This window comes from Sporofaciens musculi (assembly GCF_009830285.1).
In the GTDB taxonomy this organism is placed as follows: Bacteria; Bacillota; Clostridia; order Lachnospirales; family Lachnospiraceae; genus Sporofaciens; species Sporofaciens musculi.
The window spans coordinates 3,413,559-3,429,263 of the sequence record NZ_WUQX01000001.1 but is presented as its reverse complement, the minus strand read 5'-3'; the positions used below and the strand labels follow the sequence as shown (position 1 = coordinate 3,429,263).

The 15,705-nt window shown below is 41.7% G+C and carries 13 protein-coding genes and 2 pseudogenes; 5 read left to right on the top strand and 10 right to left on the bottom strand.

What is annotated here, in order from left to right; all coding sequences use genetic code 11:
- Positions 1-102 precede the first annotated feature (102 nt).
- The 6 genes from GN277_RS17255 to GN277_RS17230 form a co-directional block, all read right to left on the bottom strand.
- Complete coding sequence (locus GN277_RS17255) at positions 103-1,326, bottom strand: sensor histidine kinase (RefSeq protein ID WP_159752116.1); 1,224 nt, start codon at positions 1,324-1,326, stop codon at positions 103-105.
- Complete coding sequence (locus tag GN277_RS17250; protein WP_159752114.1) at positions 1,313-1,978, bottom strand: response regulator transcription factor; 666 nt, start codon at positions 1,976-1,978, stop codon at positions 1,313-1,315. The genes GN277_RS17255 and GN277_RS17250 overlap by 14 nt, the downstream gene beginning before the upstream one ends.
- 1 nt (position 1,979) lies before the next feature.
- Positions 1,980-2,738, bottom strand: a complete 759-nt coding sequence (locus tag GN277_RS17245) for an ABC transporter ATP-binding protein (protein ID WP_159752112.1) — start codon at positions 2,736-2,738, stop codon at positions 1,980-1,982.
- 18 nt (positions 2,739-2,756) lie between these two features.
- On the bottom strand, positions 2,757-5,099 hold the full coding sequence (locus GN277_RS17240; RefSeq protein WP_244324768.1) for an ABC transporter permease: 2,343 nt from the start codon (positions 5,097-5,099) through the stop codon (positions 2,757-2,759).
- A gap of 152 nt (positions 5,100-5,251) precedes the next feature.
- Positions 5,252-5,734 (bottom strand): MarR family winged helix-turn-helix transcriptional regulator, encoded by a 483-nt coding sequence (locus GN277_RS17235; protein ID WP_159752108.1) that lies wholly within the window; start codon positions 5,732-5,734, stop codon positions 5,252-5,254.
- 153 nt (positions 5,735-5,887) lie between these two features.
- Positions 5,888-6,262, bottom strand: coding sequence for a TnpV protein (locus GN277_RS17230; RefSeq protein WP_135976647.1), 375 nt, complete (start codon positions 6,260-6,262; stop codon positions 5,888-5,890).
- A gap of 483 nt (positions 6,263-6,745) precedes the next feature.
- Here GN277_RS17230 and GN277_RS17225 point away from each other — a divergent pair, with 483 nt between their 5' ends.
- Both GN277_RS17225 and GN277_RS17220 read left to right on the top strand, forming a co-directional pair.
- Entirely contained in the window at positions 6,746-6,907 is a 162-nt protein-coding gene (locus tag GN277_RS17225; RefSeq protein ID WP_159752106.1) for a hypothetical protein, read from the top strand.
- Positions 6,908-7,005: 98 nt separating this feature from the next.
- Positions 7,006-7,383 (top strand): annotated as a pseudogene (locus tag GN277_RS17220) (tyrosine-type recombinase/integrase); the annotation flags it as partial.
- Between the two features lie 483 nt (positions 7,384-7,866).
- On the opposite strand, the gene GN277_RS17215 reads toward GN277_RS17220, so the two are convergent.
- From GN277_RS17215 to istA, 3 genes are all read right to left on the bottom strand, one after another.
- A complete protein-coding gene (locus GN277_RS17215) occupies positions 7,867-8,076 on the bottom strand; it encodes a restriction endonuclease subunit S domain-containing protein (protein ID WP_244324766.1) in 210 nt (69 codons plus the stop codon).
- 179 nt (positions 8,077-8,255) lie between these two features.
- Positions 8,256-9,023, bottom strand: coding sequence for an ATP-binding protein (locus GN277_RS17210; RefSeq protein ID WP_159752104.1), 768 nt, complete (start codon positions 9,021-9,023; stop codon positions 8,256-8,258).
- Positions 9,024-9,132: 109 nt separating this feature from the next.
- On the bottom strand, positions 9,133-10,371 hold the full coding sequence (gene istA, locus GN277_RS17205) for an IS21 family transposase (RefSeq protein ID WP_159756896.1): 1,239 nt from the start codon (positions 10,369-10,371) through the stop codon (positions 9,133-9,135).
- Between the two features lie 380 nt (positions 10,372-10,751).
- Between istA and GN277_RS17200 the strand changes: the two genes are divergently transcribed.
- From GN277_RS17200 to GN277_RS17190, 3 genes and pseudogenes are all read left to right on the top strand, one after another.
- Positions 10,752-13,205 (top strand): cation-translocating P-type ATPase, encoded by a 2,454-nt coding sequence (locus GN277_RS17200; protein WP_159752102.1) that lies wholly within the window; start codon positions 10,752-10,754, stop codon positions 13,203-13,205.
- A 41-nt stretch (positions 13,206-13,246) separates the two neighbouring features.
- Positions 13,247-13,483: a hypothetical protein gene (locus GN277_RS17195; protein ID WP_159752100.1), complete on the top strand. Its 237-nt coding sequence runs from the start codon at positions 13,247-13,249 to the stop codon at positions 13,481-13,483.
- Positions 13,484-13,644: 161 nt separating this feature from the next.
- Positions 13,645-14,888 (top strand): annotated as a pseudogene (locus tag GN277_RS17190) (IS256 family transposase).
- Between the two features lie 121 nt (positions 14,889-15,009).
- On the opposite strand, the gene GN277_RS17185 reads toward GN277_RS17190, so the two are convergent.
- Positions 15,010-15,555: a hypothetical protein gene (locus GN277_RS17185; RefSeq protein WP_159752098.1), complete on the bottom strand. Its 546-nt coding sequence runs from the start codon at positions 15,553-15,555 to the stop codon at positions 15,010-15,012.
- Positions 15,556-15,705: the final 150 nt, after the last annotated feature.

Below are 15,705 nucleotides of genomic sequence, written 5' to 3'. Positions count from 1 at the left end.
AAATACCTCTCTATTATTTTCGAATAATAAGCTATTTCTCTTGTGTGATTGATTCGCATATATTTACCTATCCTTTGCATGGCTTTTTCAATTTTCAATCATTCACGCTCTTGCGAAAACTGTGGTGACGGTGATGATGTCATTATCGATTTTCGCAAAAATCTCGCCATTCATCTTGCGCATGAGCTGTCTGCAAATGTAAAGTCCCAGCCCGTTGCCGCCAATGTTTCCTGCATTTGCTCCGCGCCAAAAGCTCTTGAAAATATGCGTCAAATCGTCCTTCTCAAGCGTACAACCGCCGTTCATGATTGCAATTTGGACGCATTCGTCGTCTTCGGGGAAAATCAATTCCACACGTCTGCCATCGCCGTATTTGAGGGCATTTTCCATAATGTTTTGCATCACTTCAACGCTCCTGCTCAAATCCCCCGATAGCAGACAGTTTTTATATTTTCCGATAATAAAATCTGTTTTGATAAGTGCCAGTTTTTCCTTGTAATATCCCACGATTTTTTCAACAAGTTCCGAAAGATAAAACTCGCCCATATTCACTTCAAAGCTGAAGAAATCTTCTCTTGAAGCCGTTATAATCTGTGAAACATAGCCCTCGATCTCCTCCGCTTTTTCGTTGATGTTTTCAGCGATTTTGTGCTGCTTTTCCGCGTCCGAATACAAATTTTTCGACAGTGCTGCCGAGTACAATTTTATAGCGGAAAGCGGCGTTTTAATATCGTGCGAGAGCGATAGCAGCAGTGTTTTCTTTTCTTTCTGCATTTCCAGTTCGCGCTGCTTTTGCTGTTCTATATTTTCACGGAGAATATTGATCCCCCAAAGAAATTTTCCGAAAAAACGGCTTTTCGTTTCCTTTATCGGCGCGGCGAGATTACCCTTTGAAAGCTCGTAAGGGATACCGCTCAGACGTTCAAAGGGCATAAGAATTGCGAATTTTATATAAAGCAAAACCGTTATGATTAAAATCGCCATAACGCCGAGAACAGCATTTACAATTCCTGTAAGCTGCGTTTTGTCGGAGTAGCCGTTAGTATTGTAATCAAAGCGATAAAGTTCTCCGTTTATTTCACGGATAACATAGTCGCTGTCCGTGATGTAAAATTTTTCTCCGTATCGTTCAATATTTGTAACGTACACACATTCGGAAATGTCGGCAGAACCATTCGTTTCTATTTCATGGACAAGACGGCTTATCTCCACTCGATATTGCCTGCTCCCATTGGTTCTGTCGGCGGCAAGAATTATATTCACTACAACAAACAACAGGATTACGGCAATCGCAACTACGGAGAAAATTTTGTTAAACGCTTTCATATTTATAACCCACCCCCCATACGGTAACTATTTTTTTAGGGTTTTTGGGGGCGTCCTCTATTTTCTGCCGCAGCCATTTTATGTGTACCGTCAGTGTCTGCTGTTCTGAAAAGCTGTCGCTGCCCCAGACCTGTTCAAAAATGTATTCCTTGCTTAAAGCCCTGCCCTTATTCTCCATTAAAAGCAGAAGCAGCTCAAATTCCTTCGTGGTCATTTCAAGTTTTTTTTCATTTTTGTAAACGGCACGGCTCGCCTTATTTATGCGTATATTGTCGTCAGTAATTTCGTCAAGAGCGTATCGTCGCTTAAAAATCCCGCTTATTTTTGCGAGCATAATATCAATATCATATGGCTTTTCTATATAATCGTCTGCGCCGAGATTCAGTCCGTTCAGCTTGTCATCCTTTTCCGTTTTCGCACTTACAATCAATACGGGCGTGTTGCTCGACCTGCGGATTTTTTCCAGAACATAAAATCCGTCCTTATCGGGCAGCATGATGTCAAGCACGACAAGCCTTGCGCCGTATCTTTTGTACAGCAGCAAGGCTTCTTCGGCTGTTTGAACCGCCGATACTGTATAATTTTCCGCACGGAGAAAATCACACAGCAGGTCGGCAAGCTCCTTGTTGTCCTCAACAATGAGAATATCCATATTACCACCCTAATTCCAGAAGCCAGTTATTCAATGCGCGCTCCCGTTCTCTTATCTGTGTGGAACAGTCGCTTAAGTCGTACTCTCCCTTTATGTTCCCGTCAACAATGTACATGACCCTTGTACATTTTGCCGCGACCTTAACATCGTGGGTAACGAGCATGATTGTTGTTCCCTCAGAATTTAATTTTACAAGCTCTTCCATTACCTCGTCGGAGGAAGTGCGGTTCAATGCCCCTGTCGGCTCGTCGGCAAAAATCATTTTCGGGTTGTTTATCATACTGCGGCAAATGCACGCCCGCTGGAGCTGACCGCCCGAAACCTCATTGATGTCGTTGTCGGCAATGTCGATAATGCCGAGCTTGCGCATGAAATCTTGGCCGCGCCGCGCCGTTTCCCTGCGGGGTTCACGCTGCTTTTTGGATTGCGTTGCAGGAAGTATGATATTATCCAATATGGTGAGGTTTTTCAGCATATACATTTGCTGAAAGATAAAACCCATTTCGTCAAGGCGCAGGGCTGCAAGTTCTTTTTCTCCTATCCCTGCGATATTTTTCCCACAGAAACTCACTTCTCCTGCGGTAAAGTTATCCATGCCCGAAACTGCGTACAGCAGCGTGGATTTTCCAGAACCTGACGGACCCATAACGGCGACCATTTCTCCCTCGCCAATCGTGAAATTTACATTTTTCAATACGTTGTTCTGCCGCTTGTTTACGATATACGTTTTGCAGAGGTCTTTTACTTCGAGAATATTCATAATTGATTCTTCCTTTCATTATTCAATGCTTGCTGTATCGGAGGATTTGATTTTTCTTGTGTACAAAGAGGTCAAAAACGCGCTTACGGCTGTGGCGGTAAGGACGATAACGGGGAATACTGCGTATATCTCCACAGGGTTTTGCATATATTCTACGCCCATTTCAAGCCCCATCGTCCCGAAAATAGGGTCAAAGCAAAGCTTTGTAAGGGGCATACCCAAAAACTCCGCAAGAAGTACAGCCGCCGCCACCGCAATGAAAAATCTTAATGTGTACTGTCCATATATTTTGGCGTTCCTAATGCCGATGGCTTTCAAAAGGGCAATTTCCGCCTGCTCCTTTGCGATAAAGGAACGCGCCATAAGCACGGTTATAAGTGCGGCTAAAATTACCGTAAGGACGGCGGACATTTTTTTAACCGCGTCTATGGCATCGCCGACTCCGGTGGTGTCCTTTACGGTTTCGCCCGCTGTTTTAACGCTTGAAAACTTAGGATAAAGCTCCTCGATTTTTTCAATTCTGCTTAATACTTCCTTATCGTCGGGGTCGTCGGTAAATCTTATCTGCGTACCGGGGGAGCCGATTGCTGCGATATAGTTGATATCGCAGTCGGTATGAACCCTTACGGATATGCCCTGGTTGACCATTGCCTGATACAGAGCGGTTATGATGAACTCCGCCGTTTCGCCCGTCGGGTAGGACAAGGTAACGGTATCGCCTATTTCCGCACCCAGCTTTTTTGCCAAAAGGGTTGTCATCGCAATTTCGTCGCTGTTTTGGGGAGGAGTACCCTCTAAATATTCGTACATATCCATTGTTGTTCCCGTACCCTGAAGTATAGCTGTCTTGCTTTCATATTCGCCGTATCTTATCATCGTATAAATATAATATTCCGTCATACATTCCGCGGGCATACCGTTTTCCGCAAGGGTCTGCTCCATATCATCAAGATATTTTTTAACCTTTTCATGTCCGTCCACGGTCATAAATTTCACAGCTTCGTCGCCGATGTCCGCAACGGCGTGGCAGTCTGCATTCCCGAAATATTTCAGCAGCTTTCCGCTTATAAGAGACGCCGTGACATTGGAAAGCATTATCAGCAGCGACATACACAGAAAAAACGTAAAAGCAATGACAGCGTAGCGTTTGGGACTGCTTACAATATCGTTTGCGGCAAGGAAAGCCGTCGTGCCAAGCCGCGATTTTCCAAGGCTCATAACGCCTTTTTTGCGGAAGCGTTCCCCTGTCTGCCCGTTCCTTACAGCGTCGATAGGGGACATTTTGCTCACCCTGCCCGTACAACTGAGACAGAACAGGAGAATCACAGCCGCTGTCAGAACCGCGCAGGCAATGTTTACAAATCCGTTATTGCTGCTGTCTATTATAATAGACTCCGAGGAATAACTAATAAGCATTTTCCCGAATGGGTAGCTGAGTATCAAGCCGAGTGCTGCGCCGACAACGGAAATGGCGAAGTATTTTGTAAGGTACAGCCCCCGAATTTTTATGTTCCGTATGCCTATTGCTTTCATAACGCCTATCTCGCGGAATTCTTCGGAGAGGGTAAAGGCTATGGTGAACCGCAGTACCGCAAAGGATATGATGATAAGAATAAGGCTCACCGCAAGGATAAGACCCAAGATTATCATGTTAAAAATATAGGCTTGACCCAGTGTATCCGTGCCACTCGCAAAGGTAAAGCTGTCGGATATATCCGCTATCTGGGACAGGGTCTTGTCAAGATTGGCGGTGTGTATGTATAAGAATTTCCCGCCGTACATATTTTTCATCGTTTCGTCGGACATATATTCGTCAAATTCCTCGCCGTTCATGATAAACCTTTTAATGCCCATCAATTCCGTGCCGCAGACAGCGTCCTTGAAACTGCCCGCAAAGGTAAATTCGTGGCTTACGCCCTCTATTTCGACAGTAATTTTGTCGCCTACCTTAAGTCCCATGCTTTTCTCTATGAAACGGGTAGCGTAAATTTCCCCTTTCGGTACGCTTTTAAGAATATTTTCGTCGTCCAGGAAATAATTCATCCCCATATCGCTGTCGCTCTGTAATACAAATATCTGATTGGCGTTGGAATCGTTAAGCGGTTCGCCGGCCCGCGTAATATTGGACTGGGACACACGGACGTACTCCTCAATACGGAACTCGTCTATCGCGGAGGCGTTTTCAAGTGTCCCACAAATGTCCTTGTCTGAGGATTTGTTTTCGCTCATCGCCCAGTAATCGGGTACGTCCGCCATTTCAAAATAGCTGTCCAGCGCAGTCGTCACGGTGATGATGTTGCTCACGCCTGAGGACATGAACATCGACGCGAGTATAATAAACACCAGCAATATCACGTTCATTGCCCTTTTGCGCTTTAGGTCTTTTTTTAGTATTCGTAAATACATTTTTTTATTGCTCCTTTCGCTTTGTGATTCGATTGTAGCATAGAAGTTATTAAATAATCCTTAAATCGGTTTGCGGCAATCAAATTATGGGTGATAATGAAAAACGTTTACCCATTCCCAATGTTCATTAGCCTAATTTCTCCTATGCCGACAAATAATTTTACATAAAGATGGAAAAGCAAATCTATTTTGTCCTCGTTGAAATCTGTAAATAGCAACTTCAAAAACTGTGAATGGCGTTCTCCTATTTCTTCGGCATATTGACCTGCTTTATCGGTTAGCTCAATACGGACAGAATTATTTCCCTCTAATAGCAAACGGACAAATCCTTTCTTTTCAAGAGTTAAAGCTAATTTTTTTATATTCTGTCTGGAACAGCCCATAAGGTTTCCGATATTTGTTAATGTTCGTGGCTCTGGACAGCAAGCTGTCATTGCAAGTAATAACCATTGCTTTAGGGATATTTCCGTTTGAAGTTTTTCACCCGCTGTCTGCATACGATTTTGTAGTATAAAGATACTTGAAAATATCGCTTGTACTCTGTGTTCGGTATCACAGTTGTATTCTTCAAAGAGTTCATCCATTTTCATCTATTTTTCCTTTGTACTTAGTAGTAACAAGTTCCTGCCGAATAGCATAGTAACTCATTACTGCCATGTCAATATATTCAGAAAAAAATCACTATTAAATCAGATGCTTCCCGAAAAGAAAAGCGACAGAGCTTTTCCCTGTCGCCTTGCTGTCTATGCGTAAATGATTTCATCATATACAATCTTCCTCGCACAAGCTCTTATGTTATTCATTTTTCCTGTCCATTCTAAGGCATTTTCAGCCTTTAGCTGTTCTGTTATGTCTTGTGTTTGCTTCATGCCCTCTATGAGCCTTTCAAAGCGTTCCTGTGCCTGCCTGTCTACATCAACAAGATAGGCGTTGAGCCTGCCGTTTGTAAAAAGATTAGTGTATGTAACCTTATGGTACTGCTTCAGATAGTTCATATGCCGCTGTCCCCATATGCCTATGGGCTGTTCTTCTTCGGCGGGTACAGACAAACACGGTATTAAATAATCGCCTTGCCTTTCGTATCTGCCGCCCAGTTCCTCAAATAATGATTTTGCCATTTTCTATTTCCTCCAAATAAGATATTCACTCCACATTATGGTGTCTGTTGTCTTAAACACAATTTTTAGTTTTCTCCTTATCTGGTTTCACTCATGTATCAGAATGGATTATGGTAATTGCTTTAATAGGTTTAGCAAAAAGATATTTGAGTTTTAATGGAAAAGTATCAAATTACATGAGAAAAAGGTCTTTTCTGTTTTATATTTATCATTTTATATGGGTTGTTTTGTTCCAGTATCTATTGTATGAAATATGTGGAAATCGCACTTTTATTATATTTATAAGCACAGTACTTTTGTCATATTTTACGACCTTTGTTTGTTGCGAAATAAGTATTAGAATACCGTTTTTATGTTTGGTTACAGGGACAAAATATAGTCCAAATAAGTGATTAAGCAGAACGCATACTTTCAGGTTATCGGGAAGTGACAGAAAGTGTAATATCAGAATTTGACATACTAGAATATCGAAGTTGAATCAGAATGGAAGGAACCGAAAATATGTTTGAGGGCTTTGATTTTACGAATTTTTGGGAAGACAGTGCATATGCGTTGGAAGAATATGTGAGCAAACCGCCTTCCGATGAACTAATTGCCAGTGCGAACAAGAATTTTTTGGAGAGTAAGGGAAACAATGCTGCCTGAGATGGGCAGGGACAGAAAAACGACATTCAGACAGACCGGCGGAAAGCAACAGATCGTATGCAGCATAAAGAGTGTCGCATACCGTAGCAAGCTTGGATTATATCTGCTGTTCCTCCTATGGGCGTCCGAGAAGCAAGGACTTTCACTGGAGGCATTATAAGAAGATGTTGGAGGACAATGGACTGCCCGATATAAGATGGCATGATCTGCGAAGCACCTTCTGCACTATCTTATTAAAGAACAATTTTAATCCCAAAGCAGTATCACAGCTCATGGGACATGCGAAAGAAATTATCACCATAGATGTTTACGGAGATACCGCCGAAACCCTAAAGGATACCTCTATGCCATTTGGCAGCATTAAGGAAATCATAGGGGACTGCTTAGACGATTTCCAGCCGTTTATTGATGAAGTAATCCCAAAAGAAGAAAGTGAAAGCGGTACAGATTTTTCAAAAGATAATTATATAGAATAAATCAGAGAATTTCTTGCATGAAACTAAGATAAAGCATAACTGAATAGCATAAAAAGATATACCCATCAGGGCATCCCGTAATACATGCCCCTGACGGGGCGGGCTACCGTCCGATAAGGTATAAAAAAGTACAGAACAAAAGTTCCATTTTGGTCTGTATGATTATTCTAAAGCTTGGGAGCCATCTATAAGATACAAGATATAGTTGTACTGAAAATATCATGAATTGTCCAGAGTAATTTAGGAATGTTCCTGAATAAAATTTAAGAAATAACAAAGCAGACCTTTGGCCAGCTATGTTGATACGAAATTCCTCGAAATCTTATTTTTCCAGCATATTCTCTTTTCGAACGAAAGAAGACAGAACCTTTGATGACCGGCTCTGCCCTCTCTTTGTCTGCTAATCGAATCACCGAGACAATCTTTTGCATAAAACTTGAACAAAGCTTAAAATAACAGCTTCAAATTAAGGGCAAATAAATTTCATCTCATATTTTTCTTTCTTACTTCATTGAAAATCTGAAGCTCGGAAAGTGCCTCCATGATGGCAAGTTCTGAGATCCCTTCAACAGTGGTTCCTGTTCCAAGATCAAATAATTCTTGCTGTGCATCAGCTCTGAAATCATAAGATTTTAGTTCGGCTGTATACCATGCCAGGATTTCATCCCTTAAATTGTCTGCCAGATCAAGCAATACTTGTAGATTTCGTATTTTTTGTCAGATACCATTAGGAATGGTCGGTTCGTCTAACTTTATTTTCATTAAAAACTTCCTGATAAAAGGAATAAATGTTGTGGCATCTAAAGAGTCATCAGTGTTTCCTGCTAACGGTTGATTTATCATCTGCCACTTATAAAAATAAATCTGCGATTTTATGAGTTTAAGGACTCCATAAGTTTTCTGGCTTTTTGAGAATCGTACAGCTTTCTGAGGTTATTTTCGGTAGTCGGTATGGAATAAGAGTTATGTATGATCCGGTCCATAATAGAATCGGCCTGGGTTCCGCCGCCTAACCGTTCATGCCAGTCACAGACCTCGTATTGCCCGACAAAGATCGTCGGATTATTTCCACAACGCTGTTCTACCAACTCATATATGAATTTTGACTCTTTCTCATTGATCTTATAGTTCAGCCATTCATCTATGAACAGCACTTTATAGTTTCCCAGTTTCTTCCGGTATCGTACCTGCTCTCTGAGGTTATCTTTGTGGGTCTGAAAATGTCCCAGCATATCCGGCATTCTGATATAACACGTCCGGAGAGTCTGTTTACATGCTTCTACACCCAGGACACATGCAAGATAGGTTTTCCCGGCACCCGTCGGGCCTGTAATGATCAGGTTTGTTGCAGCACCTACGAATCCCATGGTTGCAAGATTTGCGATCTTCTCTCTACTGATATCCCGTGCATCACAGTCTAAAGTTTCAAGGCTTGCATTGGGATACTTTAAATCCGCATTCTTTGTCAGCCTGGTGATCAGTCTGTTCTGCCGTTCTGTTATTAGAGCTGAGAGCAGATGTTCCAGTCTCTCATTGTAAGTCAGGTCAACAAAAGATACTTCTTTTTCTTGAGCCTCCATCACAGCCACTAAATCACTGAGTTCTAATACTGATAATTGTTTCTTGATCTCTGTATTCATAAATTTCTACCATCCTCTCTATAATAATCCGCACCTCTTACGATTCCCTGCTTATGATCTTTTACATTCTTTTTTGTAAGATCATTTTTTCTGTTTTTTGCAGCTCTTTTCACATAAGGCATAAGCGTGTTGTGTTGGTTGATTCCATTGTATCCGGAGTGTATATAGGATATGGAAGATGGGACATCTCTGTTCTTTTCGCATTCCGAATGCCTGTGGGAATACGTTTATGCTCAGCTACTAATTGATGTGAGGCGTAGATACAAACAAGAGAACTGTTATACTGCACATCAACGTATTTATTTATGTAACTGCTTGGAACAGAGTATTGTCCCTTGTGAAACCATATATGGGAATTCGGGCCTACTTTGTGATTATATGACCACTCACAGATCTCAAAGGGAAGCATTGGCAGGGGTCTGAGATATGGTCTTTCTTCCAGCTCATAAATTGTTTTTCTACTGCCGTTTCTCTTTTGGAAGGGTTTGTCATTTAGCCTGTCAAGCACTTTTCTGATTGCCGAATTAAGCCCTTCTATAGAATGAAAAGTTTCATTTCTGAGCATACCGATGATCTTTCTTGCAATTTTTCCCACCGCGCCTTCGACACTTGCTTTCTGTTTGGGTTTCTTTACCTGTGCCTGCATAATTGCAACCTGGTAGTGTTCTGCAAAAGATAAATAGGAATCATTCAGCACGACATCTCCATGTTTCGGGTGTTTGATCACGCCTGTTTTTAGGTTGTCACAGACAATCCTTACAGGTGTCCCGCCAAAGAACTCTAGCATGTGGACATTACATGACAGCCAGTCTGACTGATTCATTGAAGCGGCAGCCTCTACATAGGTATACTGGCTGTAGGGGAAAGTTGCAACAAATAGATATGCCGTTTGCTGTTCCTGTTTGTCAGGATCCATGTAGCTCATAGTGGGACCTGACCAGTCAACCTCCAGAGTTACTCCCGGTTTGTGTTCGATATGACTGGTATAATTTTTATCAGCTATAAAGCGTTTATAGCCATTTGCGAATGTAGCATAACAGCAATGGGAAAGCCCCTGCGCATTACACTTTTCACAGTATTCCTCCCATAGCAGCATTTCTGTAACCCCGACCTTTTTCAATTCACTGTGGACATACGAATAGTCCACTGGAGCAAATCTGTTTCTTGGCCTGAAGGTATGGGGATAAAAAAGCTGATAGATCTCGTCATCGTTCATCAGACATATTTCATCCCAGTCTTTGTCACATTTATCATAAGATTCTTTCACAAATGCAACAGAATTACGAGAGACATTCAAAGTTTTAGAGATCTCTCTGGCACTTAGATCCTTGTGAAGAAGTTCAAGAATCTGTCTTACTTTTGTTTTCTTAAAAGAGGGATCTTATCTTAAGCAATATATTTGGATGACCACAATATATAGTGGTGGCTCCCAAGCTTTAAAATACACTGGATCCAGGTGGCTCTGAAGCTTTAAATAGATGGCTCCCAAGCATTAGAATAATCACATAGCGAATATTAGGATGATTGTAAATGTACTATGGAGGGGGAGTATGACCATTAGCGAGAGGGTACAAGAAGAAAAATCTACACAAGATTTCATAGGCATTAAGAATTGTTAAGAATTGATTAGTTTCTGTTAAGAATAGGAGAGGGATATTCTGTTATAATAAAAAAACCTTGAATATGGAAAAATGAAATCGAAGATAATGAGGTGGAAATATGAGATGGATGAACAGAGAAACGGCAGTCTCACAAAACGAAGGCAGTATAGGAAATGCACCAGTTATGCGTTACGAGGTAAATCCTGATTATGGGCTTACGAAAAAACAGGTGCAGGAATATAAGTGTGCTGGATGGGGAAATGTGGAAGTGTCAACGCCTATTCGAACGAAAAAAGAGATTGTACATGATAATATATTTACTTATTTCAATCTTATTTTTGCAGTACTTACAGCACTTTTATGTATGGTCGGATCTTTTCGGAATCTTACATTTCTGCCGGTTATCATTGCAAACATATTAATTGGGATTGTTCAGGAAATCCGCGCGAAAAAAGTTTTGGAGGAACTGACAATGCTGAATGCACCTCATGCATTCGTAGTGCGGGAAGGAAAAATCAGCAGGGTTGAATCAAAGGAACTGGTACTAGATGATATTGTGGTGTTTCAGGCCGGAAATCAGATTTGTGCGGATGCAGTTGTAGTGAGCGGGGAGATTCAGGTGAATGAATCCCTGCTTACAGGGGAATCCGATGAGATTACGAAAGAAAAAGGCAAGCAATTAATGTCAGGCAGCTTTGTTGTTTCAGGAGAATGCAGGGCAAGACTGACAGCAGTGGGGGAAGCGTCCTATATTTCAAGACTTACACTTGAAGCCAAAACAATGCAAAAGAGAGAGAACTCGGAAATGATCCGCTCACTGAATAAACTGGTAAAGTTTGTAGGAATTGTATTGGTGCCTATTGGACTTCTGCTCTTTATTCAGGGTTTTTTTATGAATCACGAGACGTTGAGAGACAGTATTACCTCTATGGTGGCAGCTATTATCGGAATGATACCGGAGGGATTATACCTTCTTGCCAGTGTAGCGCTTGCTGTAAGCGCTATGAGGCTTGCGAAGAAGAATGTGCTGCTCCATGATATGAAGAGTATTGAGACACTTGCAAGGGTAGATGTGTTATGTGTGGATAAGACAGGAACGATTACAGATAACAAGATGAGTGTAAAGGAAATAATGTCGGCAGAAGTGCTTTCATCTTTCGACAAGGAAAGTTCGATAGAGGACGAAGGGAAAATTTTGAAAGTAGTGGGAGATTTTGTAGCTTCCATGAGCAGTGACAATAGTACAATGGAAGCGATGAAAGCATATTTTACGGAAAAAAACGGGAAACTAGCGGATACTATCTTTCCTTTTACATCTGCATTAAAGTATAGCTGCGCTGTGTTCGGGGAAGAAATTTATGTACTGGGTGCGCCGGAAGTCGTTTTACGGGAAGAATATGAAAAATACGAAGGGGAGATCTCAAAATATGCGAAAAAAGGTTATCGAGTCTTAGTATTTGGGGAATCCGAAGATAGGCCGGAAGATGGGAAACTAAATGGAAAGGTGCGTCCGCTTGCGTATATTCTTTTAACCAACCCAATAAGAAAAAAGGCATCGGAAACTTTTTCATATTTTACTGAACAGGGGGTGGAGGTAAAAGTGATTTCGGGAGATAATCCATTGACAGTATCAGAAATCGCAAAAGAAGCGGGAATAAGAAATGCAGAATTATATGTAGATGCAGCCACACTTAGAACAAAAGAAGATATTGAGTGGGCAGTTGGCAAATATACAGTATTTGGAAGGGTCACGCCTGCCCAGAAGAGAGAGTTTGTACATGCTTTAAAAAAGCAAGGCAGGACGGTTGCCATGACAGGAGACGGAGTAAATGACATTCTTGCCTTAAAAGATGCAGACTGCAGTGTTGCGATGGCATCGGGAAGCGAGGCGGCGGTACAGGCTTCCCAGGTGGTGCTTCTGGAATCAGATTTTGCATGTATGCCGTCTGTTGTAATGGAAGGCCGCAGAGTAGTCAATAATATCCAACGGTCAGCAAGTCTGTTCTTAGTGAAGAATATCTTTTCTTTTTTGCTGGCAATACTGGCGGTAGTTTTTTCTTTTACTTATCCGCTGAAGCCTGCGCAAATTGCTCTGATCAGTATGTTTACAATAGGAATTCCGGCGTTTTTTCTTGCGCTCCAGCCAAATGAGGAGCGGATTCAGGGACATTTTATTTCAAACGTCCTAATAAAGGCGCTGCCTGGAGGTTTGACAGATGTTTTTGCTGTTGGGGCGATGGTATTGTTTGCGCATGTATTTGGCGTAGACCCTGTGGATACGTCCACAGCGGCAACCATGCTGCTTGCTATTGTCGGATTTATGATTTTATACCGGATATGCCAGCCCTTTAATAAAGTCCGAGTCGCGGTATGGATTGGATGTATCCTCGGACTTTTGGGATGTAGTATTTTTTTCCCGGATTTATTTGCAATCACAGGAATGTCAGAAAAGTGCGCAATGTTATTTGTTGTATTTTCAATCGCTACAGATTCGGTCTTCCGTTTTCTGACGGCAACAGTGAAATTGATGAGAAAATGGTGCAGGAAATATCTGTTTAAAGTAGATAAGGAGGTGATCTAATCAGTAGAAATCATAAATTATTAGTGGTTGCTATGTTGGTTATGATGAATTTTTCTGCCAATGTGGATCATGCATTAAATCAGGAAAAGCTATCTCTGGGATATATAGAGACGACTTATTCAGACGGAGATTCGGAAGAAATGGTTGAAACAGAATCTGAAGAAGAAAAAGAGAGAAAATCACATAAAAGTAAACCCGGCACACGGCAGATATTAAAAGATATCAAAAGAATAAGTAAAAAGTCTATGATGGATTTATCCGCCAGAAAGGGCAAGTAAAAGTTTTTAATACATAAATAACCCCCCGTTGAAAAGGAGGGGGAGTGTAAAATAAAGTGTGTAAGTTAGAAATACAACAAATCTAACTGCATACTTTATTTTTCTATATAAAGTGTGCTACACTCACAGAAAGGATGAAGAAAAGGATGGGTACAGCACTTATGGCACGTAAAAATAGTCAGAATACTAGAGGGGCTGCAATCGCAAAGGCTATTATGGAAGAATACCAGCCACAGACAAGGGAAGAAATGCAGGATGCTATCAAAGACGTCTTTGGGCCGATGTTTGAGGCTATGCTCCAGGGAGAGATGGATTCCCATCTGGGGTATGGGCGTAATGAGCGCGGGGAAAAGGAGACGACAAACAGGCGTAATGGTTATTCCCATAAATCTGTCAATTCTGTTTATGGAAAGCTGGATGTTGCTGTTCCAAGGGACCGGGATGGCAGCTTTGAACCGAAAGCAATCCCAAAACGTACCAAAAACGTCAGCGGGATTGAAGATAAGGTATTATCCATGTATGCACGAGGCATGAGCCAGCGTGATATCGCAGATACGGTAGAAGATATATACGGTTTTGATATCTCCCATGAAACCATTTCAACAATTACGGATAGGGTGATCAGAACCGCGGAAGAATGGCAGAACCGTCCACTGAAAAAGTTCTACACGTTCCTGTTTGTCGATTGTATTTACGTTACCATACGAAAAGAGATGGAGACAAAAAATTGTGCGGTATATGTGGTGCTGGGTTATGACGCAGACGGCAGAAAGGACGTGCTGGGGCTGTGGATTGGCGAATCAGAAGGAAAACACTATTGGATGCAGATCTTTGACGAGATCCGTGCAAGAGGTGTGGAAGATGTGCTGTTTATCAGCATGGATGGAGTATCCGGTCTGGAAGAAGGGGCAAGGAGTATCTTCCAGGATGTAGTCGTGCAGAGATGCATCGTACACCTGATCCGAAATGCTATCAAGTACATACCATCAAAAGATTATAAGGCATATAGCGCCCAGTTAAAGAAAGTATACGGAGCGCCTAGTCTGAAAGCAGCGGAAGCTGAATTTGAGCGTCTTAAACAGGCATGGTCAAAATATCCCGGAGCAATAGACGTATGGATACGCAACTGGCAGCATGTAGCCCAGCTTTATAATTATGGGAGCGCGGTCAGGAAGGTGATGTACACGACAAACGCCATAGAGTCTGTCAATTCGAGTTTGAGGAAAGTCACGAAAAGGGAGCGTTCCCCAATGAGGACGCTGTACGAAAGGCCTTCTATCTGCGGATTGTGGAATTGTATAAAAAGTGGAATGACCGTCCCGTAGCCAATTGGGCATTAGTACGTAATCAGCTTGCCATGGATGATAAGATGCAGACACGCATTCTCAAATATGAGCAGTGTTGATTCTGCATGTAAAACCGGCAGCTTTGAAAACTGCCGGTAAGGAAATTTTATAAAACTTACACACTTTACTTGACAAACCCAAAGGAGGTGTGTATACCCATTCAACGGGGATTATGTAACTTTATTGCTGACTATTTTGGCTTTTTATTTTCCTTTCTATCAGCGCCAGTTTGTTTTTTAATTGTTCAGCCTTTTGAGGATCCGATTCGGATAGTATCTGTTGCTTTAACTCCAGCCTTTTCTTCTTTAATTTTTGGATTTTTAATCCATCTTTTGAGATGCTGTCAGCGTTTTCCCTGCCAGAGGCTTCCGCGGCAGGTATTCCTTCAGAGTTTCCAGTTGGATTCTCAGCAGGTTCCGAGAATTGGATTTTCTGGTTACCACGTTCATCCGAAACCAGTTTATAATGACCATAAGATTTCTGCTCAACAGATTTTTCCGGAATATACCGGTCAAATGCCGGCCGTGTATCAATCCTATTTGGCTGGGCAGCTTTACTAGTGTCTGAAGAACTGCCGACAGGATGGAACCTGATGATTTTTGATGTACTATCTGGATTTGCAGAATCACTGATTTTTCCGGAATCTTCCTTTATATCCGTCTGTTTTATATCCTCCTTTCGCATTCTTTCTTTTTGCATATTGTTTGGCATCATTAAAATACTCATTGTCTCACCTCCTTCAGGATAGACTAACAACTAATTCTTAACAGATTCTTAAACCATTTCTTAAAGATTCTAAAATAATTCTAGTTTTTACCATAAGCAATGGAACAGTTACAGATAGTTTAGGTTGCCAGGTCATTACCAAGAGTAAGA